This window comes from Enterococcus sp. AZ050 (assembly GCF_051715085.1).
Taxonomy (GTDB): Bacteria; Bacillota; Bacilli; order Lactobacillales; family Enterococcaceae; genus Enterococcus; species Enterococcus faecalis.
In genome coordinates, this window is the sequence record NZ_JBIOTC010000001.1 from 937,621 (window position 1) to 961,487 (window position 23,867).

Consider the following 23,867-nt stretch of genomic DNA (forward strand, 5'->3'; position numbering starts at 1 on the left):
ACCAGAAATATTGATAAATCAACGTTTCTAGCGCTCAAATTGGTTTTAGCCAACACTGCCTTCCATCTCATAACTAATCAACCGATTCAACTCAACCGCATATTCCATCGGTAATTCTTTCGTAAATGGTTCAACAAAGCCCATAACAATCATTTCTGTCGCTTCGGCTTCAGATAAGCCGCGACTCATTAGATAATATAATTGTTCTTCAGAAATTTTTGAAACTTTGGCTTCGTGTTCTAAGGACACTTGGCTGTTATGGATTTCGTTAAACGGAATCGTATCTGATTTTGATTTTTCGTCCATGATAATCGTGTCGCATTCGATGTGGGAAATCGAGCCTGCGCTGTCTTTGCCAAAAGTCACTTGGCCACGGTAGTTAACTTCGCCGCCGTCTTTAGCAATTGATTTTGAAACAATTGAGCTAGAGGTATTCGGCGCATTGTGAATCATTTTGGCCCCAGTATCTTGGATTTGGTTAGCGCCAGCAAAGGCAATCGATAACATCGTGCCACGGGCACCTTTGCCATCTAAGTAAACGCTTGGGTATTTCATAGTTGTTTTAGCTCCTAGGTTACCATCAATCCATTCGACAGTGGCACCTTCGTAAGCTTTAGCACGTTTGGTTACTAAGTTGTAGACGTTATCTGACCAGTTTTGAATAGTGGTATAACGACAATAAGCATCTTTTCTAGTAAAAATTTCTACGATGGCCGCATGCAAGCTGTTACTTGAATACGTGGGTGCCGTACATCCTTCAACATAGTGAACGCTGGCCCCTTCATCGACAATAATCAAGGTCCGTTCAAATTGGCCGGTATTTTCAGCGTTGATTCGGAAATATGTTTGTAATGGTACATCAACTCGAACGCCTTTTGGTACATAAATAAAGGTTCCACCTGACCAAACAGCTGAGTTTAAAGCGGCCAGTTTATTATCTGTTGGCGGCACAAGTTTTGAAAAATACTCTTTGAATAAGTCAGGATATTCTTTTAAAGCAGAGTCAGTATCTGTAAAAATGATACCTAATTTTTCAAATTCTTCTTTCATGTTGTGGTAAACAACTTCTGATTCATATTGAGCAGAAGCCCCAGCTAGATAAGCACGCTCAGCTTCGGGAATCCCAATTTTTTCAAAGGTTTCTTTGATTTTATCAGGTACATCATCCCAATCGCGTGCAGGTTTGTCACTCGGTTTTTGGTAATATTTAATTTTACTAAAGTCAATATCTGACAGGTCTGGACCCCATTCTTGCATGGGCATTTTATTGAATTGTTCTAACGATTTTAAACGGAAGTCAAGCATCCATTCTGGTTCGCCTTTCACGCGAGAAATTTCGCGAACGACGTCTTCTGTTAGGCCGTCTCCGGTACTAAAGACTGGTTCCACATCGTCGTGAAAGCCAAATTTATATTCTTCTAATTCAGGTACTGTACTCAATTCGTCGTCACCCTTTCTTTATTTTTCACAATGTAAATGACCGGCTTCGCCTTGGCCGTTATTAGCAACAGCCTGCTCTAAGGCTTTCCAAGCCAAGGTTGCACATTTAATCCGAGCTGGAAATTTAGCTACGCCGCTTAACATTGCTGCATCGCCTAATTTTTCATCTTCGGCCACTTCATTTCCTTGAACAAGTTGAGAGAAATCCTCTGCTAAGGCCGTTGCTTCGGCGATTGTTTTTCCTAAGACTGCATCAGTCATCATACTAGCACTTGCTGTACTGATGGAACAGCCACTTCCTTGAAAGGCAATATCTTTAATCACATCGTCTTCAATGGCCACATCCAGTTCAATCACATCTCCACAAGTAGGATTATTCAGTTCAATTGTTTGGCTAGACGCATCTAGCGTTCCGTGGTGATGTGGGTGGCTAGAATGGTCCAAAATGACTTGGCGATATAAGTTATCTAATTTAGAAAGTGCCATGCTGGAAAAACTCCTTTGTCGCTTTAATCGCTTCAACTAAGCGATCTGCGTCTTCTTTGGTATTGTATAAATAAAAACTTACCCGTGCGGTTGCTGGCACGCTCAAATAGTTTAATAGCGGTTGCGCGCAATGGTGACCCGCTCTGACAGCGACCCCTTCCATATCTAACGCTGTAGCCACATCATGTGGATGTAAACCTTCAATATTAAAAGCAATCACACCTGTGTGGTCTTTTGGATCCTGTGGACCATAAATCGTCAAGCCCTCGATAGCTTGCAACTTCGGCAAAACATAGTGAACAAGGGCTGCTTCATGTTGATGAATGGCCTCTAAACCAATTTCAGTTAAATAATCAATAGCGGCACCTAAGGCAATTGCCCCAGCAATATTAGGTGTGCCAGCTTCAAATTTCCATGGAAGCTCTTTCCAAGTACTTTCTTGAAGATGAACAAAGTCAATCATTTCGCCACCAAATTCCACAGGTTCCATTTGTTCCAATAAATGACGTTTGCCATAAAGGACACCAATTCCAGTTGGTCCACACATTTTGTGACCACTAAATGCATAAAAATCAGCATCGATGGCTTGAACGTCCACAGGCATATGAGGAACTGCTTGCGCGCCGTCTACCACCATCACAGCGCCATTTTGATGAGCTAATTGTGTTAATTCTTCGATTGGATTAATGACCCCTAACACATTTGAAACATGAGCAATCGAAACAATTTTCGTTTTTTCTGTAATTTGTTGACGTGCACTTGCCATGTCTAAAAAGCCGTCTTCAGTGACGTCTATATACTTCAAAATGGCTCCTGTACGTTGGGCTAATTGTTGCCAGGGAATAATGTTTGAATGATGTTCCATGTAAGATATGACGATTTCATCCCCGGCTGTAACTGCCAAGTCACCATAACTTTTGGCAATCCAATTCAAACTGGTTGTTGTTCCTCGTGTAAATAAAACTTCCGCTGTTTCTTTGGCATGGATAAATTGGCGAACCTTTTCGCGGGAGGCTTCATAGTCCTTCGTTGCTCGTTCGGCTAACGTGTGCACCCCACGATGAACATTGGCATTATCGGTTTCATAATAATGTCGTAAAACATCTAACACTGCCGTTGGTTTTTGGGTTGTTGCAGCATTGTCTAAATAAACTAGCGGTTCATCATTAACTTCTTGAAATAAAATAGGAAACGATTGACGAATGGTTGCTGCATCCATCATGCGTTTAACTTCCCTTCAATTACTTCTACAAATTCATTTTGTACTTCTTTAACTGGAATTGCTGTAATGACAGAACCTAGGAAGCCACGAATCACCAAACGTTCCGCTTCTTCTTTACGCAAGCCGCGGCTCATTAAATAATACATTTCTTCTGGATCTACTCGACCAACGCTGGCTGCGTGTCCGGCAGTCACTTCATTTTCATCAATTAAAAGAATTGGATTGGCATCACCACGAGCTTTATCAGACAGCATTAAAACACGACTTTCTTGCTGTGCGTCGGCTCCTTTTGCTCCTTTTAAAATGTGGCCAATTCCGTTAAACGTTAAAGTACCACGTTCACGAATAACTCCATGTTGTAAAATATGACCAATCGAATGTGGCGCTTTGTTTGTCACTCGTGTGTCGATGCCTTGTGTTTGTTTACCTGCACTAATTGCAACGACTTTAACTTCTGAATGAGCGCCTTCGCCAACTAAATCAGAATCAAAATCAGCCACAACATCGCCATCATTCATGACGCCTAGAGCCCAATCAACAGAGGCATCCCGCATAATATAGCCACGACGATTCATATAAGTCGTTACAGTTTGCCCTAATTGATCCACAGCTGAGTATTTAACTTTTGCGCCATCTTTCGCAATCACTTCCACAACAATATTTCCAGAAGCTTTCTCTGCGTGATGACCGGTTGATTGAAAACGTTCTAAATAACTGAATTCACTATGATTATCTGCAACGATTAAAACATGTTTAAAGAAAGGTTGGTTGCTATCTGAATCCTGAATAAACAAAGATTCAATGGGCTCTTCAATCACTACGTTTTTAGGAACGTATAAGAAAACGCCACTATTCATGAAAGCTGCATGAGCTGCTGTCAGCTTATCTTCTTCTGGTAATACGGCTTTAGTCATATAGTATTCTTTAACCAATTCTGGGTGCTCTTGTAAAGCAGTAAAAATGTCTGTAAAAATTACCCCTTGTTCCGCTAATGAGGCTGGCAATTGCTCAAAAGCATGAAAAGATCCTTGTTGAACAATTAAAGGATTGTCTTTCATTTGATCAAAACTTGCGACATTTCCTTCAGAAGGCACATAACTTTCCATGTGAACATTTAATAAAGGCCAACGATGAAATTTCACACGATCAATATGTGGTAACTCACTTTCGTCAGCGTTTCTTAAAGCCGTTGTTCGCAATTCAGTCATCCAAGCTGGTTCTTCATGTTCTAGTGAAAAAGCGGTGACTTCGTCAAGATAATCCATTAGATTTACTTTTTTCATTTATCTTGTCCTCCTTACGCTTCTTCTTTGTAATCAATACCTAATTCTTGGCTGATACCAGCATAGCCTTCTGTTTCTAAACGTTTTGCCAAATCAGCCCCACCGGTTTTCACAACGCGGCCTTCCATCATGATATGAACAACATCTGGCGTGATATAGTTCAATAAGCGTTGATAATGGGTAATAATTAACGCACCAAAGTTCTCGCCGCGCATTTCATTAACCCCTTTAGAAACTACTTTTAACGCATCGATATCTAAGCCTGAATCAATTTCATCTAAAATGGCAAACGTAGGCTCTAACATCAATAATTGTAAAATTTCATTTCGTTTTTTCTCGCCGCCAGAAAAACCTTCGTTTAAGTAACGCTCAGCCATTTCTTCAGGCATATTTAATAATTCCATTTTGCTATCTAATTTTTTTAAGAACTGCATGACTGACATTTTGTTGTCTTCGTCACGTTTTGCATTGATTGCTGCACGCATGAATTCAGCATTGGTAATTCCTGGAATTTCACTTGGGTATTGCATTGCTAAGAATAAACCTAAGCGAGCACGTTCGTCTACCTCTAAATCTAAAACGTTGACGCCGTCAAATAGAATTTCTCCTTCTGTGACTTCATAGTTAGGATTTCCCATAATTGCTGCTGATAAAGTAGATTTACCAGTTCCATTAGGTCCCATAATTGCATGGATTTCTCCAGTATTAATTGTTAAATCGACCCCTTTTAGAATCTTTTTATCTTCAATTGATACGTGTAAATTTTTGATTTCTAACACAGACATGTACAATTCCCTCCAACTTGTTTTAATCGTTTTTCCGTTCTCACTCATTTTAGCCTAATTGAGAATGAATCGCAAATTACAATTGCTAAAAATAACAACTCTTATCATCAAATTTTAGGATTCAATTTGTGAAGGAAAATTTTAAAATGCTGATATTTCAAAGTTTCTCTATATTTTCAAGTGATCCTCCCTACACAAAGAAAAAAATTCTGGTAGAATAAAAAAAATTATTCAAGAAAGCGTTTTCTTAAATAATTACTTTAGAATGACTTTCGCAAAGAGAGCGTTGAGATACGCCTTTCTCATCTATACAAAAAAATCCAGAGCATTTGCTTCTCTGGATTCAATAATTTTTATTAGTGATTGGTTTTATACTTCTAAAAGTTCTTGTTCTTTTTCAGCAGTAATCGCATCGATATTTTTGATGCTATCATCTGTTAATTTTTGAACATCTTTTTCAAATGAACGTAATTCATCTTCAGTGATGTCGCCATTTTTTTGAGCTTTTTTCAACTCATCCATTGCATCACGACGAACGTTACGGACAGCAACTTTTGAGTTTTCCGCTTCTTTTTTCACGTCTTTGGCTAATTCTTTCCGACGTTCTTCCGTTAATTGTGGAATCACTAAACGGATGACATTTCCATCATTGGTTGGGCTAATGCCGATATCACTCATTTGAATAGCTTTTTCAATGTCAGCGATAGAATTTTTGTCAAACGGTGTAATCATTAATACCCGTGCTTCTGGGATATTGATACTTGCTAATTGGTTAACTGGTGTTGGTGCACCATAATATTCTACTTGAATACGGTCTAATAGACTTGCGTTCGCACGACCAGCACGAATTTGACCTAATTCACGGCGTAAGCTTTCTTCCGCTTTTGTCATTTTTTCTTTGGCTGTTGCTAAAACTTCTTTAGACATTCTTTATTTCCCCCTTACAGTTGTTCCGATATTTTCACCAAGGATGGCACGACGGATATTTCCTGCTTCATTTAGGTTAAAGACAACTAAAGGAATATCGTTATCCATACTTAATGAGCTTGCTGTTGAATCCATTACTTGCAGCCCTTTAGAAATAACATCTAAATGTGTTAGTTCTTCAAATTTTGTCGCTGTTTCATCCACACGTGGATCCGCAGAATAAACACCATCAACATTGTTCTTCGCCATTAAGATGACGTCCGCATCTACTTCTGCAGCTCGTAACGCAGCCGTTGTATCTGTCGAGAAGTAAGGATTTCCTGTTCCTCCGGCAAAAATAACAACGCGGCCTTTTTCTAAATGACGTTCTGCACGACGACGAATGTATGGTTCTGCAATTTGACGCATTTCAATTGATGTTTGAACACGTGTAGGCACACCAAGATTTTCTAATGTATCTTGCAATGCTAAGGCATTCATCACAGTAGCTAACATGCCCATATAATCAGCTTGTGCACGTTCCATGCCCATTTGAGCACCAATTTGTCCACGCCAGATGTTTCCGCCGCCAACCACGATGGCCATTTCGATACCTAATTCATGGACCTCTTTAATTTCTTGGACGATTTCTTTAATGACTGGTGGTTTAATGCCAAAACCGTCTTCTCCGGCTAGCGCTTCTCCACTTAACTTTAATACGACACGTTGATACTTAGGTTTAACCATCATAATTCCCTCCAAGATTCTCTAAAAATCATTCAATTCCTCATTTAGATGACTTTTCACCAAAATGATTTTTTAGACCAAGCAGTGCGATCCACTGGTTTTGCCTAAAAAAAGGGAGCGCATATCAAAGTTATGCGTTCCCAAATGGCTGAAAGACTGCCTTGAATCAAGTAGTAATCAATTTATGCAGCTTCCTTTGGGGATCGCTGTCTGTTTAGATACTTATGATTCACGGCTTTTCAACCGAGCGTTTGATGCTCTTAGTTTTTCATTTGGCTCATTACTTCATCCGCAAAGTTATCTTCACGTTTTTCGATACCTTCGCCAACTTCAAAACGTACGAATGATTTCACTTCGCCGCCTTTAGAAGCAACAAATTTTTCGACAGTCATATCTGGATCTTTAACAAATGGTTGGTCAACCAAAGCGATTTCTGCTTTGAATTTTTGTAGACGACCAACAACCATTTTTTCAACGATATTTGCTGGTTTACCTTCGTTTAATGCTTGTTCAGTTAACACAGCTTTTTCGTGTTCTAATTCTTCTTGAGGAATTTGAGATTCGTTGACATAGCGAGGGTTGATTGCCGCGATGTGCATAGCAACATCTTTCGCTACTTCTTCGTCAGTTGTGCCATCGATAACTGTTAATACAGCAATACGGCCACCCATGTGTAAGTAAGCGCCAAATGCAGCATTGTCAGCTTTTTCGACAACTTCAAAACGACGGAAGCTGATTTTTTCACCGATAACAGTTGTTGCTTCGATTAAATCAGATTCGATTGTGCCTTTTTCAGTTTTAATAGCCATTGCTTCTTCCATCGTAGCTGGTTTGTTTTCAGCAACTTTAGTCGCAATATCTTTAACTAAATCTTGGAACATTTCGTTTTTAGAAACGAAGTCAGTTTCTGAGTTTACTTCAACGATTGCTGCAACGTTACCTACAGTTGCTACGTTTGCTAAACCTTCAGCCGCAATGCGGTCATTTTTCTTCGCTGCTTTAGCCATACCATTTTCACGTAAAAAGTCTACGGCTTTTTCCATGTCGCCTTCTACTTTTACTAATGCTTTTTTAGCGTCCATCATTCCAACGCCAGTCATATCGCGTAATTCTTTTACCATTTTAGCTGTAACGTCTGCCATTATTTGTGTCCTCCTCGGATATTATCAATTCTTTTTAAAAAAGCTATCTCAAAGGAGAATCAGGCTTTTTGTCGCCTAGCCTTTGAGACAGCTCCGTAATCATTATTATTCAGCTGATTCGTTATTTCCTTCAACAACATCAACGATTTCTTCGATTGAAGTTGCTTCTGGTGTTTCTTCAACGAATAACTCTTCAGTTGCTTGGTCTTCCCCTTGGTTACCTTCGATGAAAGCGTCAGCCATTTTAGCAGTGATTAATTTCACGGCGCGGATTGCATCATCATTTGAAGGGATTACAACATCGATCTCATCAGGATCACAGTTTGTATCAACCATTGCAACGATTGGAATGTTTAATTTGTGTGCTTCTTGAACAGCAATGCGTTCTTTACGTGGGTCAACGATGTACATTACATCTGGAATTCTTGGCATATCAGCGATACCACCTAAGAATTTTTCTAAACGTTCACGTTCTTTGTTTAAGCCAGCAACTTCTTTCTTAGGTAAAACTTCGAAAGTGCCGTCTTCTTCCATTGCATTGATTTTTTTCAAGCGAGCAATACGTTTTTGGATTGTATCCCAGTTAGTTAACGTACCACCTAACCAACGATGGTTTACATAGTATTGACCAGCGCGGATTGCTTCATCTTTGATTGCTTCTTGTGCTTGTTTTTTAGTTCCTACGAATAAAGCAACGCCGCCTTCTTCTGCAACGTTTTTCATGTAATCGTAAGCTGCATCTACTAATTTCACTGTTTTTTGTAAGTCAATGATGTAGATACCGTTTCTTTCTGTGAAGATATATTTCTTCATTTTTGGGTTCCAGCGACGAGTTTGGTGACCAAAGTGTACGCCGGCTTCTAGTAATTGTTTCATAGAAATTACTGCCATGTTGTGTTTCCTCCAGTTTGGTTTTTATTTTCCTCTTCTTTTCGTCAACTCCTTGAAGAACTACCGTAGTAGCACCACTTCGCAGATGGAAAAGAATGTGGATTTCGTGTGTGAAAATCACACCTTTAACAGTATAAGATATTTTCAGAAAAATAGCAAGCCTTAAAACTAGAAATGTCGCTCCTACTGCGCTTGCCAAACAAGATGACATTCTTCGTTTCCCGTTTCATCGATGGTTCGCTTTTGTTGGACAAAGCCTTGTTTTTGATAAAAGGCGTAAGCTGCTTGATTTTCCCTGTAAACAGCCAAAGATAAGATGTCCTGTTCTTCTTTTGCTACTTGCAGTAATTTCTGACCGATGCCCTTCCCTTGAAACGCTTTTTTTATAAAAATTCCTGCGATATAGTTATCCATTAAGCCTAAAAACCCAATTATCTGACCCTCTTCTTCCGCTAAGATCAGTGTTGCTTTTGGTAACGCAGCGCGGACAAATGGATGAGCTTCTAGATTCGTTTGCAGCCAAATAGTCATAATGGTTTCTAATTCTTTTTCTGTTAACTGGGTTGTCTTTTTGATAGTCAGCATTTTTTGACACTCGTTTCTGTTATTGATTATTTTCAAAATAAAACATTAACACGCCCGCTGCGATAGCGACATTCAATGATTCTGCTTGACCTTTCATTGGAATATAAAGATTTTTCGTGGTTTCTGCTAACAATTCTGGCGAAACCCCGCTACCTTCATTGCCTAAAATCAACGCATAATTTTCCACTGCCTCTTGTTCATAATAAGCAATCGCAGCTTCATTTAATTCTGTACCGAAAACTGGTAGACCTTGCTTCTTGAATGCCTGAACCACTTCGGTCAATTCTCGTTGGAGAACCGGTAAATGATAGTGGCTCCCCTGCATTGAGCGCAACACTTTTGTATTGTAAATATCTGCTGTGCCCTTACCTAAAATCACGCCTGCTAAACCCGCTGCATCAGCTGTGCGAATCATCGTACCAACATTACCAGGGTCTTGGATATTATCTAAAAGTAACCAACCACCTTTAAAAGAAAGCGACTGCTCTTGTTGCGTTTCCAAGGTGACAATTGCCAAAATTCCTTGTGAAGTTGGCAGCTCCGACAAGCTATTTAAAACCTCATCACTAACAAAAATTAATTTTTCTGTTTCTTGTTCAGCTAACCAAGTTCCCCATTCTTGTTGACCTCTTTGGTTAAACAAAATCCACTGGACATCGGCATTGGCCTTCACCGCTTCTTCAACTAAATGAAATCCTTCTATTATATATTGGTTCAGTTCTTCTCGGTACTTCTTTTTGTGTAATTTTTTCCATTCTTTTAATTGGTTATTTTTCGTTGATATAATTTCTTTCATAAGTCACCTCGCCTTTGTATTATAGCATGCTTCTAGCTTGCTTGGATACTTGCTAGAACCAAGAAAAATCGCTATCATAAAGAAAAAAGCAAAGGAAGTGTCTCTCATGGAAAAACTAAGAATGAATGTACAAGGGCGTGTCCAAGGTGTTGGCTTCCGCTACATGACCAAAATGGTGGCAGATCAATTAGGTGTCTCTGGTTCGGTGAAGAACGAAGACGACGGGTCCGTTTCAATCACAGCAATTGCACCTGAAGACATAATGGAAACATTTATCAAAAAAATCAAAGATTCCCCCAGTCCAGCGGGACGTGTAACGTATGTTGATATTCAAGAAGACCCTTTGTTAGAAGAAACGGACCAATTTAAAGTGATTCAATAAACTTACTTTCTAACGATTGATTTCTTTGGGAAGAAGCCTTGAACAGCAAGTAGTTCCTGCTTTTTATTGATTTTTGTAAGAGCTTCTTTTCGATTTTGATTGAAAAAGAGCGCTGTTTCAAGTATAGTTAACCATGTAAAAATTTTTTAGAAAAGGACCGAATTACATGCGTAAATTAAACCGATGGCTTTACGGCTCTGGCTTACTATTTTTAGTAATGTTTTTATCAGGCTGTGTGAAAACAGGAGCAGATGGACAACCAACTGGTGAAGGTTTTGTCTATAACTTCCTTGTTTTACCGATGAGTAATGCAATTACTTATCTTGTCGATAACTTTAATTGGAACTATGGTTGGGCGATTATTTTTATCACCATTATTGTACGGATCATTATTTTACCGTTAGGCTTACATCAATCGAAAAAAAGCTTTATCCAAACGGAAAAAATGCAAGCAATCAAACCTCAAGTGGATGTTGCACAAGCAAAAATGAAACAAGCAAGTACGCGTGAAGAACAAATGGCCGCACAAGCAGAACTACAAAAGATTTATAAAGAAAACAATGTGAGTATGGTTGGCGGAATTGGTTGTTTGCCTTTATTAATTCAAATGCCTATTTTCTCTTCTCTGTTCTTTGCTGCTCGTTATACAAAAGGTATTGCCACGGCAAGCTTCTTAGAAATGAATTTAGGACAACCAAATATGATTTTAGTGGCATTAGCTGGTTTAGCCTATTTAGCTCAAGGTTATATTTCAATGATTGGTATTCCTGAAGAACAAAAGAAAACAATGAAATCAATGCTGATTGTTTCACCATTAATGATTGTTTTCATGTCCTTTAGCTCACCTGCAGGCGTAGCGCTTTACTGGGTAGTTGGTGGTATTTTCACATGTATTCAATCTGCCATCACAAATATCCTCTTACGTCCAAGAATTAAAAAACAAGTACAAGAAGAATTGAAAAATAACCCACCAAAACAAGTGGTTACTCCTATTAAGGATGTGACACCAAAAGAAACAAACAAAGTAACGCAAAAAACGAACCAACCAAAAGCAAACGGCAATAAAGGTCGCAATGCTGGAAAACAAAAACGTAAATAAAAAAAGGATCGCCTCTAAACGGCGATCCTTTTTTTACTTCAATTCTTTCCCAGTCATCTCTTCAATAATTCGAATAGACTTTGGACCAAAGCCATGCAACGAAAGTAACGCTTTTCGGCCTCGTGCATAGAGTTCATCCACACTGTTGATTTTTTTATTCGTTAGCGCACGAACAGCTGGCTTTGATAATTGTGTTAAAATTTGTTCAAATGTTGTTTCTAGCATGCTGTCGGTTCCTCCTTAGCGGTCGAAAAACAGCGCTTTTTATTTTACAATTAATAAATCTAAGCTAGCAATTGATAACGCCATTTTAGCAATTTGCATTAATTGTTTTAATCGGTTTTGTTTGACTTTTTCATCCTCAACCATAACCATCGTTTCATTGAAGTACGCATCAATTAACGGACGTAGATTTACTAATGCTTCATAGTTTTCTGCAATCGTGCGTGTCGCAAATGCTTCAGATAAATCGTTAACCGCTTGATACAGTTCTTTTTCTGCCTTATTTTCAAACAGACTTGGATCAATCCCTTCTTCAGTATCACCTAAAAGTTCTTGACCTTTTTTCGCTAAATTAATAACACGCGTTAAGGCTTCCATTGATGGTTTAAAATCTTGATCTTCAAAACGGCTTTTTAAAATATTCGCTGAAGCAAATAATTTCGATAAATCGGCTTGCTCAGCAGACACCACTGCATCGATAATGTCATGGCGAACATTTTTCGTCATTAATAATTGACGTAAGCGAGCTTTCACAAATTCAACGACTTCTGCTTGTCCTTCGTTTAGTAAAACGCCATATTTCTCAACATCTTGATTCACTGCTTCATCAACTTCTGTTTGTAATTGGACTAATGGGAAGGTCCAGCCTTTATCTTCAATAATTCGGATAACGCCATAGGTTTGACGACGAAGTGCATAAGGATCGTTAGAACCTGTTGGAATCATACCAACTGAGAAGAATGAAAAGACGCTGTCAAGCTTATCGGCTAAGGCTAAAACAGCCCCGATTGCTGTTTCTGGCAATTCACCTTCACTGGAAGTTGGTAAATAGTGTTCTCGAATCGCCGTTGCTACGGCTGGTTTTTCGCCTTGTAATAAGGCATATTTTTCTCCCATAATTCCTTGTAATTCTGGGAATTCACCAACCATATTTGTTACTAAGTCAAATTTATAAATTTCAGAGGCACGTTTTAAATCTTCCAATTCATCCTCAGATAAGCCAACTTTTCGACCAATGATTTGTGCAATTAAAGCAACCCGTTGCATTTTTTCATAAATTGAGCCAATCTTTTCATGGAAAGTCACATTTTTTAGTTTTTCAACACATGCTTCAATCGTTAATTTTTTATCTTCATTGTAAAAGAATTCTGCATCTTCTAAACGAGCAATTAACACTTTTTCATTTCCTTTAATCACGTTTTCAAGGTGAACATTATCCCCATTACGAACAGCGATAAAATGCGGCATTAATAAGCCTTGGTCGTTACGAACTTCAAAGTAACGTTGGTGTTCTTTCATAGAAGTCACTAATACTTCATCTGGAACAGATAAATATTTTTCATCAAAACTGCCTACAAATGCAGTTGGATATTCCACTAAATTCGTAACTTCTTCCAGTAACTCTTCATCTAAAGCTAACTGCCAATTTTTTTCAGCAGCGAGTGCGTTCGCTTGATCAACAATCATTTGTTTCCGTTCATTCGGTTGAACCACTACAAATTGTTCTTTTAATTTTGCTTCATATTCATTAGCATGTTGGAACGTCACATCGTCTCCCAAGAAACGGTGGCCACGAGAAGTTTGCCCCGTTGTCACATCTAACACTTTGAAAGGAATTACTTCATCATCAAGTAGTGCCACAATCCAATGAATTGGACGAATATATTCGAAATCATAGTTTGCCCAGTGCATTGTTACTGGGAAAGTTAGACTTGTAATCACGTCATTTAATTTTGTTAATACCTCTTTGGCACTTTGGCCTTTGGTAAACTTCGTCACATAGACATATTCGACGCCATTTAATTCTTTGAAAACAATGTCCTCAGTTGTAACTCCTTGGCCGCGTACAAAACCTTGTGCAGCTTTTGACCAATTTCCTTCAGCATCTAAAGCAATCTTTTTCGCTGGACCTTTTACTTCTTCTTCAACATCTGCTTGTTTTTCAGGAATCGCAGTTACTTTCACGGCTAAGCGACGAGGTGTGGCAAAGGATTGCACTGTTTCATAGTCTAAATGATGTTCATCTAAAAATTTGATTACTTTTTCTTCAAGTTGGATACGGCTTGGTGTGACAACATGTGCGGGCATTTCTTCTAAGCCAATTTCTAATAATAAATCTTTTGCCATGTTATTCTGCCTCCTTGGATACACTTTGATCTTTATTTAATAATGGGAACCCTAATTTTTCACGTTCAGCCACAAAAATTTTCGCTACGGAACGAGCCATATTCCGAATGCGGGCTAAATATCCTGCACGTTCCGTTACAGAGACAGCGCCGCGAGCATCTAATAAATTGAATGTATGGCTACATTTTAAAATATAATCATAGGCTGGATGAACTAAGCTTTCTTCAATACAGCGTTTAGCTTCTTTTTCAAATTTGTCAAAGTTTTCTAAAAGCATTTCTTGGTTACTAATTTCAAAGGAATATTTTGAATGTTCATATTCAGGTTGCACAAAAATTTCACCATATTTAACGCCTTGTGTCCATTCTAAATCATAGACACTTTCGACTTCTTGGATATATGATGCCAAGCGTTCTAACCCGTAAGTAATTTCAGAAGTGACAGGATGACATTGTAAGCCGCCAACTTGTTGGAAATACGTAAATTGGGTAATTTCCATGCCATCTAACCAAACTTCCCAACCTAAACCAGCACAGCCCATTGAAGGATTTTCCCAGTTATCTTCTACAAAACGAATGTCATGTTCTAATGGATCAATTCCTAATAATTTTAAACTTTCTAGATAAAGTTCTTGGATATTTTCAGGAGAAGGCTTCATTACAACTTGGAATTGATGATGTTGGTATAGACGGTTTGGATTTTCGCCATAGCGTCCATCAGCTGGACGACGAGAAGGTTCTACGTAGGCAGCATTCCATGGTTCAGGTCCAATGGCACGTAAAAACGTGTAAGGACTCATGGTGCCGGCTCCCTTTTCTGTATCATAGGCTTGCATTAACATACAGCCATTAGATGACCAAAATTTTTGCAAGGTTAAAATCATTTCTTGTACGGTTAACTTGTTTTTCATTGTTTTCCTCCTTGGAATATTTTTTATAGACATAGGGATTGGCTTAGCTTCGGGAATGTAAATTTAAAAAGGGCTACAGAGAAACAATTTTGTAGAATGAGATAATTTTTATGCTGTTCATCATCTACTCTGTCGCCTTTGCGCCAATTGAGCTTTTTTGAATAAACGTTACTATTTTTTCTTTTGGTGTTAACTGTTTGCTTTTTTTATTCGGTTACAACGTTCCCTTTGGTCACCTTGTACTGTTCATCATCTACTCTGTCGCATTTGCGCCAATCGTAGTGATTCACAGCAAAAAGTCCCCATGCCTATTAATAGACATAGGGACGAATAATTATCGCGGTTCCACCCTACTTCCGATGTGTTCATCGGCAGCTTCGTTTGTCGTACTCCAAAGTGCCTTTCAAAAGTTCCGTGTTTCTGGCTCCCACTCTCCCAGATTCGCTTAACAGAGGGTTCTTTTTACTTCTCTTTTTCTTCGTACGTATTTAACTTCTCTATCATAATACGGTGTCTGAGGGAAGTTGTCAAATTTTTTTTAGAAAAACGTCTGCTTGTTTATGTTTCTTTTTCTTCCTTCTTTCGTGGTGGAATTTTTAACGTATTTTCCCACGTTTTCATTTGATCAATAAATTTTTTGCTTTTTAAGTGCAACCCGACATATTCATCGTATAACATATCAATCATTTCTCGAATACTTTTCTTAGTTTCTTCTTTTACTTGAATGTTTTGGACTTTTTCATAGGAGACTTGCGAAAATAAGCGAATAAAATGAATTGCTCTAGGATCTGCATGGTAGCGCTGTTCATCTAAATGCCAATGTTTTTCACAAAGCACACCGCTATACTTTGAAGAGTAGTCAAATTTCCCTTGTGTTTCGCCACAAGCCACACAATGATGCCATTCTGGTCGTACACCAAACCGTTCTAACAATTGAATTTCAAAAATATTTGTAATGATTTCCGGATCTTTTTGCTCATTTAAAGCGGATAATGCCATGTGGGTAAATTGAAATAAATTAGGGTCATAGTGCTGATCTTCAATTGCTGCATCGACTAAGTTTAAAATATATGTTCCATATGCGTTAATAAATATGTCTTGTTGAATGTTTCGAAAAGGTTGAACTTCTTTGCTGCTATTGAGAAAAGATAAGCCTTCTTCTCTAAAGTTTCCGATGTAGACGGCTTCTGTAAATGGCAGAATCGCTGGCAAAAGAGGATTATTTTTTCGATGCGCGCCTTTCACAAAAAACATCAATTTTCCATAGGATTCTGTAAAAATTTTGACGAGTTTATCCTTCTCTTTAAAATCCTTCGTAAATAAAATAATGCCTTTGGTCTCCCCTAATGCCATTCAATTCACTTCCATTTCTTATGTAAATTAGTGTAGTGTTTGGAAAGTTCGTTTATACACTCGCTTCCCAAACACTACTTTCTTAATATTCTTCTTTGCGATAACCAAAATCTTGTAAATAGATTTTTTTGTCACGCCAGTCTTTTTGGACTTTTACCCAAAGCTCCAAATACACTTTGTCATCTAATAAATATTCAATATCTTGACGCGCCTTGGTACCAATTTGTTTCAGCATTTTTCCGCCTTTGCCAATAATGATACCTTTTTGACTGTCCCGTTCCACAATAATGGTTGCTTGGACATGGACTTTATCGTTTTCATCCCGTTTCATTGAGTCCACAACGACAGCGACAGAATGAGGAATCTCATCTCTTGTTAAAAGTAACACTTTTTCACGAATTAATTCGGAAACGATAAAATATTCTGGATGATCCGTAATTTGGTCATCAGGGAAATATTGTGGTCCTTCTGGCATTTGCTCAACGAGAACATCCATCAAATGCTCAAAATTATTTCCTTCAGTGGCAGAAATGGGAATAATTTCTTTAAAGTCCATTTGTTTCGAATAGTCTTCAATAATACTCAATAAATCATCTGGATGGACTTTGTCAATTTTATTAATAATCAAGTAGACTGGACTATTATTATTTTTCAATCGTTCAATAATAAAGTCGTCACCTTTCCCGCGTTTTTGATCAGCACTTACCATAAATAAAGTAGCATCTACTTCACGCATCGCATTGTAGGCACTTTCCACCATGAAATCGCCTAAGCGGTGTTTAGGTTTGTGAATCCCTGGAGTATCGATAAAAACAATTTGTGCTTCAGGAATTGTATAAATTCCTTGAATCTTATTACGAGTTGTTTGTGCTTTGTCACTCATAATTGCAATTTTTTGGCCGACAATTCGATTTAACAATGTTGATTTCCCAACATTTGGTCTGCCGACAATGGCTACGAAACCAGATTTATGTTCAGTTGTCATTGTATTTCTCCTTTTATTTCCACATTTGAATGATTTGTAAAATTTTTGGTACAAATAGAATTAGTCCTACTAGCACTGCGAAACCGGCTGTTAATAAAACAGCTCCTGCGGCCATGTCTTTAACCTTTTTTCCGATTGGATGAAAGTGAAAATCCGTAAACATATCTACGACATTTTCAAAAATTGTGTTGATAATTTCTGCCAACCAGACAAGAAAAACGGCCAATAACAACCACAGCCATTCAGCAAGTGTTAAAGAAAACAAGAAACCAAACACAATGGCCGTGACACCAAACGCCACATGTTTGCGCATATTACGTTCTTCTCGAAAAACTGTTTTGATTCCTTGCCAGGCAAATTCTAATGAATTAATAAAATGTTTATTCTTTCCTGTTTGCTCATCTTTTAAGGCCATACGCATCTAAAATCTCTTTCTGTAAACCAAACATTTCTTTTTCATCTTCAGGTTCCATATGATCGTACCCATTCAAATGTAAAAAGCCATGTACTGCCAAAAAGCCCATTTCTCGTTCCAATGTGTGCCCATATTCAACTGCTTGTTCTGCTGCTCGCTCTGTTGAAATAATTAAATCACCTAGATTCCGTGGTAGCTCTGCCAACTCTTCATCATCAAAAATAATTGGCAATTCGTCTTCCCCTTCATCCTCTAAAGCAAAACTGATGACATCTGTAGGCATATCTTTGCCCCGATAGTCACGATTAATCACTTGGATACCTGCGTTATCTGTAAAAGTCACCGACATCTCCGTATCTTCGGCAATTTCTAGAAAACCCGCTGCAAATTGCAGCAAGTTTTCGATTTCTTTGATTTCTTCTGTTGGTACTTTCTCGGTTTCATCAATGAAAGTAATATCCATTAGTCATCTCTCTTTTCTTGTTCATCTTTCATTTCTTCTGCTTCAGCTTTCATTTTTGGATACTTAATCCGTGAATGGAAGGTACTGCATAATCCATTAATTAATGATTTTTCAATGATGCGAATCTCTTTCATCGTTAACCCACATTCATCTAATTGGCCATCTGAAATTCTATCTTGAATCACATTATGCACAAAGGCTTGAATTTTTTCGTTGGTCGGATGATCCATCGCCCGCACAGCAGCCTCACAAGTATCAGCAATACTCACAATCCCTGCTTCTCGTGTTTGTGGACGTGGCCCAGGATAACGGAAGTCGGATTCTTTAATTTCAGGATTGCGTTCTTTTGCTTTCACATAGAAAAATTTCATCAATGTTGTGCCATGATGTTGACGACAAATGTCAATCACCATTTGCGGCATATTGTACTCTTCTAAAATTTTGGCGCCATCAATTACGTGGCCAAAAATAATTTGTTTACTATCTTCTGGTAATAAAAAGTTATGTGGATTTTCTGCACCAGCAGGTAAGTTTTCCACAAAGAAATTGGCGTGTTTAATTTTGCCAATGTCATGGTAATAACAAGCAACTCGTGTTAATAGCGACCGCCCGCCAATCTCAGCAACAGCGTTAGCACTCAAACTAGCCACCATCATGCTATGATGATAGGTACCTGGCGCTTCTTCTAACAGTTGTTTTAACAACGGATGGTTCGGATTACTTAATTCATTCAAGACAATCATACTATCATCAGTCACTAATAATTCGATATATGGATGCAAGCCCATTGTTGCTAAAAATGAAAGTACCGTTCCTGCACCTGCACAAATTAAAGCTGTCCACGTTTTACCATCTGTTAAACTCATTCCTTGATAAATCATTAAGACAACCGCCATGAAAACAGGAAAGACCACTACCCACATTAAAGCTGGGAAAACTTGCTCACTCATTCGTTTCCGTTTAACAACTGTTGCTAGAAATCCTGAGAATAAGTACATAATCAGAATAACCGTCAACGAGTTTGTACCAATAGAATTATAAAAGATAAATAACGCAAAAACGACTTGGAAAATGGCAGCGATTATCCCTGAACGACGATTCACAAAATGATTTAGAATCAGCGGCGCAAAGGCTGCTGGATAGAACAAGGGAATATACATCAACTGCTCTGTTTGGAAAATCTGGAAGAATTTCATTAAAATAACACTGATTAGCATAGCACCCGTGTAAAAGATAATAAACGAGCGTTGTCGCGAAGGCTCAGTCACTTGTTTTGTAAAGAAAATCAACACTTCAACTTGAAGTAAAATAGCTAATGCTAATGCCACCATCGGAAAAATAGAGGTATTTTGACTAGTCATTCCTAGTAACTCAAGTTTTTCGACCGCTTTTGCATCAATTTGAGTACCTTCACGAACAATAATTTCGCCTTGATAAATCATTGCGGGTTGAACAGCATTCATCGCTTTTTGGCGTAGCTCTTCTGTTCGTTTTTCATTGGCAATATCGTTTACCACAATCCCTTGGTTAACAATGTAACGAATAACTTGTTGCATGGTACTCGTAATATCTAAGTATTGAATTTTACCGTTAGCTTCTTGGCGAATTTTATCCAAATCAGATTCTCGAACGTGATTTTGCATTGCGTCATCCACCAACATCAAACTTTCTGAACGAACCTTATCTAATTGCTCAGAGGTTAATGTAAAGATTGTTTGATAAAAAACATTAGGAAAACTTTGATAAAACGTAACTTCATCTTGCGGTAAAGATTCAAATAATGATTTTAAGCTAGCTACTCGTTCTTCCACGGTCGGCGCAGGAATCGTTTCTTCCTTTTTGGCCTTCGCTTGCTTGTTGCTGTACTCTTTGTCTACTTTTTCATTCGCAGAATCAATCAATTTAAATAATTTATCAATACGATTATGTTGGACAGATGCCGTATCTTCTTGATAAATATATTCGGGTGTGACAGCTTCTGCTGCCAATTTTTTTCTTTGTTCTGTTTCGTAGGTATTCTCGATATTTTTATTTGCACGAATGGTTTTCTCGGCCAGTTGACCTTCTTTAATTTCTACTCTTTTCTGATGGACACTGCCAAACATAATCATAAATAAAAGAAGAGAAAAAACGGCTAATAAAATAGGTAAATAGGCTTTACCTAAACGATCCCCTAACTTTGTAAGTACTTTTTTCAAAAGGTACTTTCACTCCTTCCCTAACTGCTTAGGAATGCTTTTGTTGTTCTTTTTCATAGGCTTGAATAATTTGTGCTACAACCGGATGACGCACAACGTCACTGGCTTCAAAATTTACAAAGGCAATTTTTTCAATGTCTTTTAACGTACGCTCGGCGTTAACTAAACCACTTGTTACACCACGTGGCAAGTCAATCTGACTAGTATCTCCATTAACAATCATTTTTGAACTAAACCCTAAACGAGTTAAAAACATTTTCATTTGGGCAACCGTAGTATTTTGTGCTTCATCTAGAATGACAAAAGCATCATCCAATGTACGACCACGCATATAAGCAAGCGGGGCAATTTCAATAACGCCGCGTTCCATTAAACGATTTGTATGATCCATACCAAAAATTTGATACAAGGCATCGTAAACTGGACGTAAATAAGGATCGACTTTTTCTTTTAAGTCACCTGGTAAAAAGCCCAAGCTTTCGCCAGCTTCCACCGCTGGACGAGTTAAAATAATTTTTTGTACTTCGCCTTTTTTCAAGGCTGCTACTGCCATCACCACGGCTAAAAAGGTTTTTCCTGTCCCCGCAGGTCCCACCCCGAAAATGACGTCATGAGTTTTAACTGCATCGATATATTTTTTTTGACCAACATTCTTAATTCGGATTGCCCGACCATGATGGTCCTTCATAATTTCTTCTTCATACATGGCAATAAACGCCTCTAAATTTCCAGCTTTGGCCATTTTTAAAGCAGAAACGACATCTGGCGTATGCACTTTGATGCCTCGTTGAATTAATGTTTGTAGCGCTCTTAACACGGAAGCGACTAACTCTACCTCTGATGATTCGCCAATTAACTGAATAACTTCGCCACGACTATTAATCGTTACGTGGGTATTCTCTTCTAAAAATTTGATATGTTTATCATGTGTTCCTAAAAGCATGTGTGCATCATCAGAATCAGTAAGTATTAATTCCAAAGATTTTGACTGATTATCTGTCAAAAAACGTCCATCTCCTTTATTATATAGTCCTTTACAATGATACCACATTCTTATCTGTTTAAAAAGAAGTCGTACCTGATTTGACTTTGAAAGTCAAAAAAGAGAAAACCGGAAAAAGCTACCGGTTTTCTCTTTGTATAAAAAAACTAGGACAGTATCCTGTCCTAGTTTCGATAACGCTCTTAGTTTTCTTGTAATAATTCTTTCACAATTGCGTTAACTTGGTTGCCATCGGCTTTGCCTTTGACTTTCGGCATCATAGCGCCCATCACTTTACCAAAATCTTTTGGTGAAGTGGCGCCAGTTTGCGTCATTACCTCTTGAACTAGTTGACGAATTTCTTCCTCCGTTAGTTGTTGAGGCATATATTTTTCAACAATTGCTATTTCAACTTTTACTTTTTCAACAAGATCGTCGCGTCCCGCCTTTTCAAACTCTGATAAAGAATCTTTTCTCTGTTTCATCTCACGAGACAATACAGTGAGTTCTTCTTCTCCGTTCAATTCACGGCCCGCTTTAATCTGATCATTTTGAATGGCAGTCTTTAACATACGAAGTACGGCTAAAGTTTCTTTGTCTTTAGCTTTCATCGCTGTTTTAATGTCGTCATTCAATGTGGTTAGCAATGACATACCACCAACTCCAATTCATTCAAAACTAGAATTTTTTACGTTTTCTAGCTGCTTCAGATTTTTTCTTACGCTTTACACTTGGTTTTTCGTAGAATTCACGTTTACGTGATTCTTGTAAAGTACCCGCTTTTGAAACGGAACGTTTGAAGCGACGAAGAGCATCATCAAGAGATTCGTTTTTACGAACGACTGTTTTTGACATGTTATTCCCTCCCTCCGAGCTTAAAAAGTAACCGTTTTTCTTATTTGTGGGAAAAACCCACAAATTAAAATACTGTCCTTGTTATATTATAGCTAAAGCATAAATAACCGTCAACCACTCTACTGATAAAATACGAAATTTTTGTTTGATTTTTCGTCTTATTCGCTATTTTTCGCAACAATCGGCACAACGACCAAGTATTTCAAAGCGATGTCCTTCAATTGAACAACCTTTTAACTGTTCTTCAAAAAAATTCATCGGACACATGTGAATTTCTTCCGTTTTGCCACAAACCGTACAAATAAAGTGATGATGATGTTCCACCTCTTGGCAACAACGGAAGCGAAACTTTTGCTCGCCATTTAATTCTGTTTTTTCCAGCAATTCCAAGCGCTCAAAGTCATGCAAGTTACGATAAACCGTATCATAACTGACTCCTTTAAAGGTTTCATTCATAAATTCATACACTTCACGTGCAGAAACATACCGATTTCGCTTAATCAAATAGCTCATCAGTAATTCTCGTTTTTTAGTATATTTTAATCCACTGGCTTTCATGGTTTCTAAGGCTTGTTCAATATTGGTTTTTACTGGTGCCATCGCCATTTCCTCCCTCACCAATCTAAATCAGAATCATTACGAAATAGATTCTGGACTTATGGTATAATAAAATTATTAAAAATGCAAGAAAGGACTTACCCTCTATGACTATTTCTGAAGAAAAAAAATGTGTGACGATTTTTGTCATCTCAGATTCTGCTGGCGAGACCGCTTCAAAATTGGCGGCTGCTTCAATGGCCCAGTACCCCACTGTTGATTTTACTTTGATTAGACGAACATTCGTTAAAGACGAAGATAAACTGGTGCAAGCGTTAGAAGATGCCAAAAAAGCAGAAGCCATGGTACTTCATACTATTATTAATGATCATCTCGTGGCGATTGCTAATCAATTTTTCAATGAGCATCAATTGTTCCATTTTGACATTTTGACACCACCAGTTGCGGAAATCGAACGATTAACAGGTGTCGCGCCCATGCGGGAACCAGGTGCCTTACATCATCTGAATGAAAATTATTTTAAACGAATTGAAGCAATGGAATTTGCTGTCAAATATGACGATGGCAAGGACCCACGAGGCTTTTTAGAAGCGGATGTGTTACTTCTTGGCGTTTCCCGAACTTCTAAAACACCGCTAAGTCTCTTTTTAGCCAACAAGAACTTAAAAGTTGCTAATTTGCCACTAATTCCTGAAGCACATTTACCGAAACAATTATTCGAAATGGACCCTAAAAAAATTGTTGGCTTAACCAATGATCCCAATGTTTTAAACGGGATTCGTAAAGAACGAATGCGCGCATATGGATTACCTGAAAATACTTCTTATTCAGATATTGAAAAAATTCGGCGAGAACTGGCTTTTGCTAATGATCTTTATCAAAAATTAGGTTGTATCGTTATTGATGTCGCTTCTCTTTCAATTGAAGAAACTGCCTCAATGATTCTTAATGCTTTGAACTTAGAAGATCATAGTTATTATTCCACGGAAACCTCCGAGGATTAAAAAAAAACGAGAAAAAATCACTAGTGATTTT

26 protein-coding genes are annotated in these 23,867 nt (G+C 38.1%); 3 read left to right on the plus strand and 23 right to left on the minus strand.

Going from position 1 to position 23,867, the window contains the following annotated elements; translation table 11 throughout:
• Positions 1–45: 45 nt before the first annotated feature.
• The 11 genes from sufB to IGJ04_RS04530 all read right to left on the minus strand — a co-directional run bounded on the left by sufB (position 46) and on the right by IGJ04_RS04530 (position 10,283).
• Positions 46–1,440: a Fe-S cluster assembly protein SufB gene (gene sufB, locus IGJ04_RS04480; RefSeq protein WP_002356769.1), complete on the minus strand. Its 1,395-nt coding sequence runs from the start codon at positions 1,438–1,440 to the stop codon at positions 46–48.
• Positions 1,441–1,458: 18 nt separating this feature from the next.
• On the minus strand, positions 1,459–1,926 hold the full coding sequence (gene sufU, locus IGJ04_RS04485) for a Fe-S cluster assembly sulfur transfer protein SufU (RefSeq protein ID WP_002400834.1): 468 nt from the start codon (positions 1,924–1,926) through the stop codon (positions 1,459–1,461).
• Entirely contained in the window at positions 1,913–3,148 is a 1,236-nt protein-coding gene (locus IGJ04_RS04490) for a cysteine desulfurase (RefSeq protein ID WP_438839983.1), read from the minus strand. The genes sufU and IGJ04_RS04490 overlap by 14 nt, the downstream gene beginning before the upstream one ends.
• Complete coding sequence (gene sufD, locus IGJ04_RS04495) at positions 3,145–4,431, minus strand: Fe-S cluster assembly protein SufD (RefSeq protein WP_002364433.1); 1,287 nt, start codon at positions 4,429–4,431, stop codon at positions 3,145–3,147. The genes IGJ04_RS04490 and sufD overlap by 4 nt, the downstream gene beginning before the upstream one ends.
• Before the next feature lie 14 nt (positions 4,432–4,445).
• The gene (gene sufC / locus IGJ04_RS04500; protein ID WP_002356763.1) at positions 4,446–5,216 is read right to left on the minus strand and encodes a Fe-S cluster assembly ATPase SufC; all 771 of its coding nucleotides are present in this window, start codon (positions 5,214–5,216) and stop codon (positions 4,446–4,448) included.
• Between the two features lie 369 nt (positions 5,217–5,585).
• Positions 5,586–6,143, minus strand: coding sequence for a ribosome recycling factor (frr, locus tag IGJ04_RS04505; RefSeq protein WP_002356762.1), 558 nt, complete (start codon positions 6,141–6,143; stop codon positions 5,586–5,588).
• 3 nt (positions 6,144–6,146) lie between these two features.
• A complete protein-coding gene (gene pyrH / locus IGJ04_RS04510) occupies positions 6,147–6,869 on the minus strand; it encodes a UMP kinase (RefSeq protein WP_002356761.1) in 723 nt (240 codons plus the stop codon).
• A gap of 260 nt (positions 6,870–7,129) precedes the next feature.
• Positions 7,130–8,011: a translation elongation factor Ts gene (gene tsf, locus IGJ04_RS04515; RefSeq protein WP_002356760.1), complete on the minus strand. Its 882-nt coding sequence runs from the start codon at positions 8,009–8,011 to the stop codon at positions 7,130–7,132.
• Positions 8,012–8,116: 105 nt separating this feature from the next.
• The gene (gene rpsB / locus IGJ04_RS04520) at positions 8,117–8,902 is read right to left on the minus strand and encodes a 30S ribosomal protein S2 (protein WP_002356759.1); all 786 of its coding nucleotides are present in this window, start codon (positions 8,900–8,902) and stop codon (positions 8,117–8,119) included.
• A gap of 183 nt (positions 8,903–9,085) precedes the next feature.
• Positions 9,086–9,487 (minus strand): GNAT family N-acetyltransferase, encoded by a 402-nt coding sequence (locus tag IGJ04_RS04525; RefSeq protein WP_438839984.1) that lies wholly within the window; start codon positions 9,485–9,487, stop codon positions 9,086–9,088.
• A gap of 19 nt (positions 9,488–9,506) precedes the next feature.
• Positions 9,507–10,283, minus strand: a complete 777-nt coding sequence (locus IGJ04_RS04530) for a TrmH family RNA methyltransferase (protein ID WP_347495525.1) — start codon at positions 10,281–10,283, stop codon at positions 9,507–9,509.
• 106 nt (positions 10,284–10,389) lie between these two features.
• Here IGJ04_RS04530 and IGJ04_RS04535 point away from each other — a divergent pair, with 106 nt between their 5' ends.
• Positions 10,390–10,665, plus strand: a complete 276-nt coding sequence (locus tag IGJ04_RS04535) for an acylphosphatase (protein WP_010707316.1) — start codon at positions 10,390–10,392, stop codon at positions 10,663–10,665.
• A 166-nt stretch (positions 10,666–10,831) separates the two neighbouring features.
• Complete coding sequence (yidC, locus tag IGJ04_RS04540) at positions 10,832–11,764, plus strand: membrane protein insertase YidC (protein WP_438839985.1); 933 nt, start codon at positions 10,832–10,834, stop codon at positions 11,762–11,764.
• Between the two features lie 33 nt (positions 11,765–11,797).
• Here the strand turns inward: yidC and IGJ04_RS04545 are convergent, their stop codons facing one another.
• The 12 genes from IGJ04_RS04545 to IGJ04_RS04600 all read right to left on the minus strand — a co-directional run bounded on the left by IGJ04_RS04545 (position 11,798) and on the right by IGJ04_RS04600 (position 22,880).
• The gene (locus tag IGJ04_RS04545) at positions 11,798–11,989 is read right to left on the minus strand and encodes a hypothetical protein (RefSeq protein WP_162782729.1); all 192 of its coding nucleotides are present in this window, start codon (positions 11,987–11,989) and stop codon (positions 11,798–11,800) included.
• Between the two features lie 39 nt (positions 11,990–12,028).
• On the minus strand, positions 12,029–14,113 hold the full coding sequence (gene glyS / locus IGJ04_RS04550; protein ID WP_016616529.1) for a glycine--tRNA ligase subunit beta: 2,085 nt from the start codon (positions 14,111–14,113) through the stop codon (positions 12,029–12,031).
• 1 nt (position 14,114) lies between these two features.
• Positions 14,115–15,023: a glycine--tRNA ligase subunit alpha gene (gene glyQ, locus IGJ04_RS04555; protein WP_002379669.1), complete on the minus strand. Its 909-nt coding sequence runs from the start codon at positions 15,021–15,023 to the stop codon at positions 14,115–14,117.
• A 558-nt stretch (positions 15,024–15,581) separates the two neighbouring features.
• A complete protein-coding gene (gene recO / locus IGJ04_RS04560; protein WP_438839986.1) occupies positions 15,582–16,376 on the minus strand; it encodes a DNA repair protein RecO in 795 nt (264 codons plus the stop codon).
• Between the two features lie 82 nt (positions 16,377–16,458).
• Positions 16,459–17,361 carry a GTPase Era gene (gene era, locus IGJ04_RS04565; RefSeq protein WP_002359745.1) on the minus strand — a complete coding sequence of 301 codons (903 nt, stop codon included), beginning with the start codon at positions 17,359–17,361 and terminating at the stop codon, positions 16,459–16,461.
• 13 nt (positions 17,362–17,374) lie between these two features.
• The gene (locus tag IGJ04_RS04570) at positions 17,375–17,776 is read right to left on the minus strand and encodes a diacylglycerol kinase family protein (RefSeq protein WP_002382764.1); all 402 of its coding nucleotides are present in this window, start codon (positions 17,774–17,776) and stop codon (positions 17,375–17,377) included.
• Positions 17,760–18,239, minus strand: a complete 480-nt coding sequence (gene ybeY / locus IGJ04_RS04575) for an rRNA maturation RNase YbeY (RefSeq protein ID WP_002356745.1) — start codon at positions 18,237–18,239, stop codon at positions 17,760–17,762. Before ybeY ends, IGJ04_RS04570 begins: the two co-directional genes overlap by 17 nt.
• A complete protein-coding gene (locus tag IGJ04_RS04580) occupies positions 18,239–20,437 on the minus strand; it encodes an HD family phosphohydrolase (protein ID WP_002382763.1) in 2,199 nt (732 codons plus the stop codon). Before IGJ04_RS04580 ends, ybeY begins: the two co-directional genes overlap by 1 nt.
• A 28-nt stretch (positions 20,438–20,465) precedes the next feature.
• Positions 20,466–21,380 (minus strand): PhoH family protein, encoded by a 915-nt coding sequence (locus IGJ04_RS04585; RefSeq protein ID WP_369810298.1) that lies wholly within the window; start codon positions 21,378–21,380, stop codon positions 20,466–20,468.
• A gap of 242 nt (positions 21,381–21,622) precedes the next feature.
• Positions 21,623–22,072, minus strand: a complete 450-nt coding sequence (locus IGJ04_RS04590; RefSeq protein ID WP_002356741.1) for a GatB/YqeY domain-containing protein — start codon at positions 22,070–22,072, stop codon at positions 21,623–21,625.
• A gap of 25 nt (positions 22,073–22,097) precedes the next feature.
• Positions 22,098–22,274 carry a 30S ribosomal protein S21 gene (rpsU, locus tag IGJ04_RS04595; RefSeq protein ID WP_002356740.1) on the minus strand — a complete coding sequence of 59 codons (177 nt, stop codon included), beginning with the start codon at positions 22,272–22,274 and terminating at the stop codon, positions 22,098–22,100.
• A gap of 165 nt (positions 22,275–22,439) precedes the next feature.
• A complete protein-coding gene (locus tag IGJ04_RS04600; protein ID WP_002387080.1) occupies positions 22,440–22,880 on the minus strand; it encodes a Fur family transcriptional regulator in 441 nt (146 codons plus the stop codon).
• A gap of 98 nt (positions 22,881–22,978) precedes the next feature.
• Between IGJ04_RS04600 and IGJ04_RS04605 the strand changes: the two genes are divergently transcribed.
• Positions 22,979–23,836, plus strand: a complete 858-nt coding sequence (locus tag IGJ04_RS04605) for a pyruvate, water dikinase regulatory protein (protein WP_002382760.1) — start codon at positions 22,979–22,981, stop codon at positions 23,834–23,836.
• Positions 23,837–23,867: the final 31 nt, after the last annotated feature.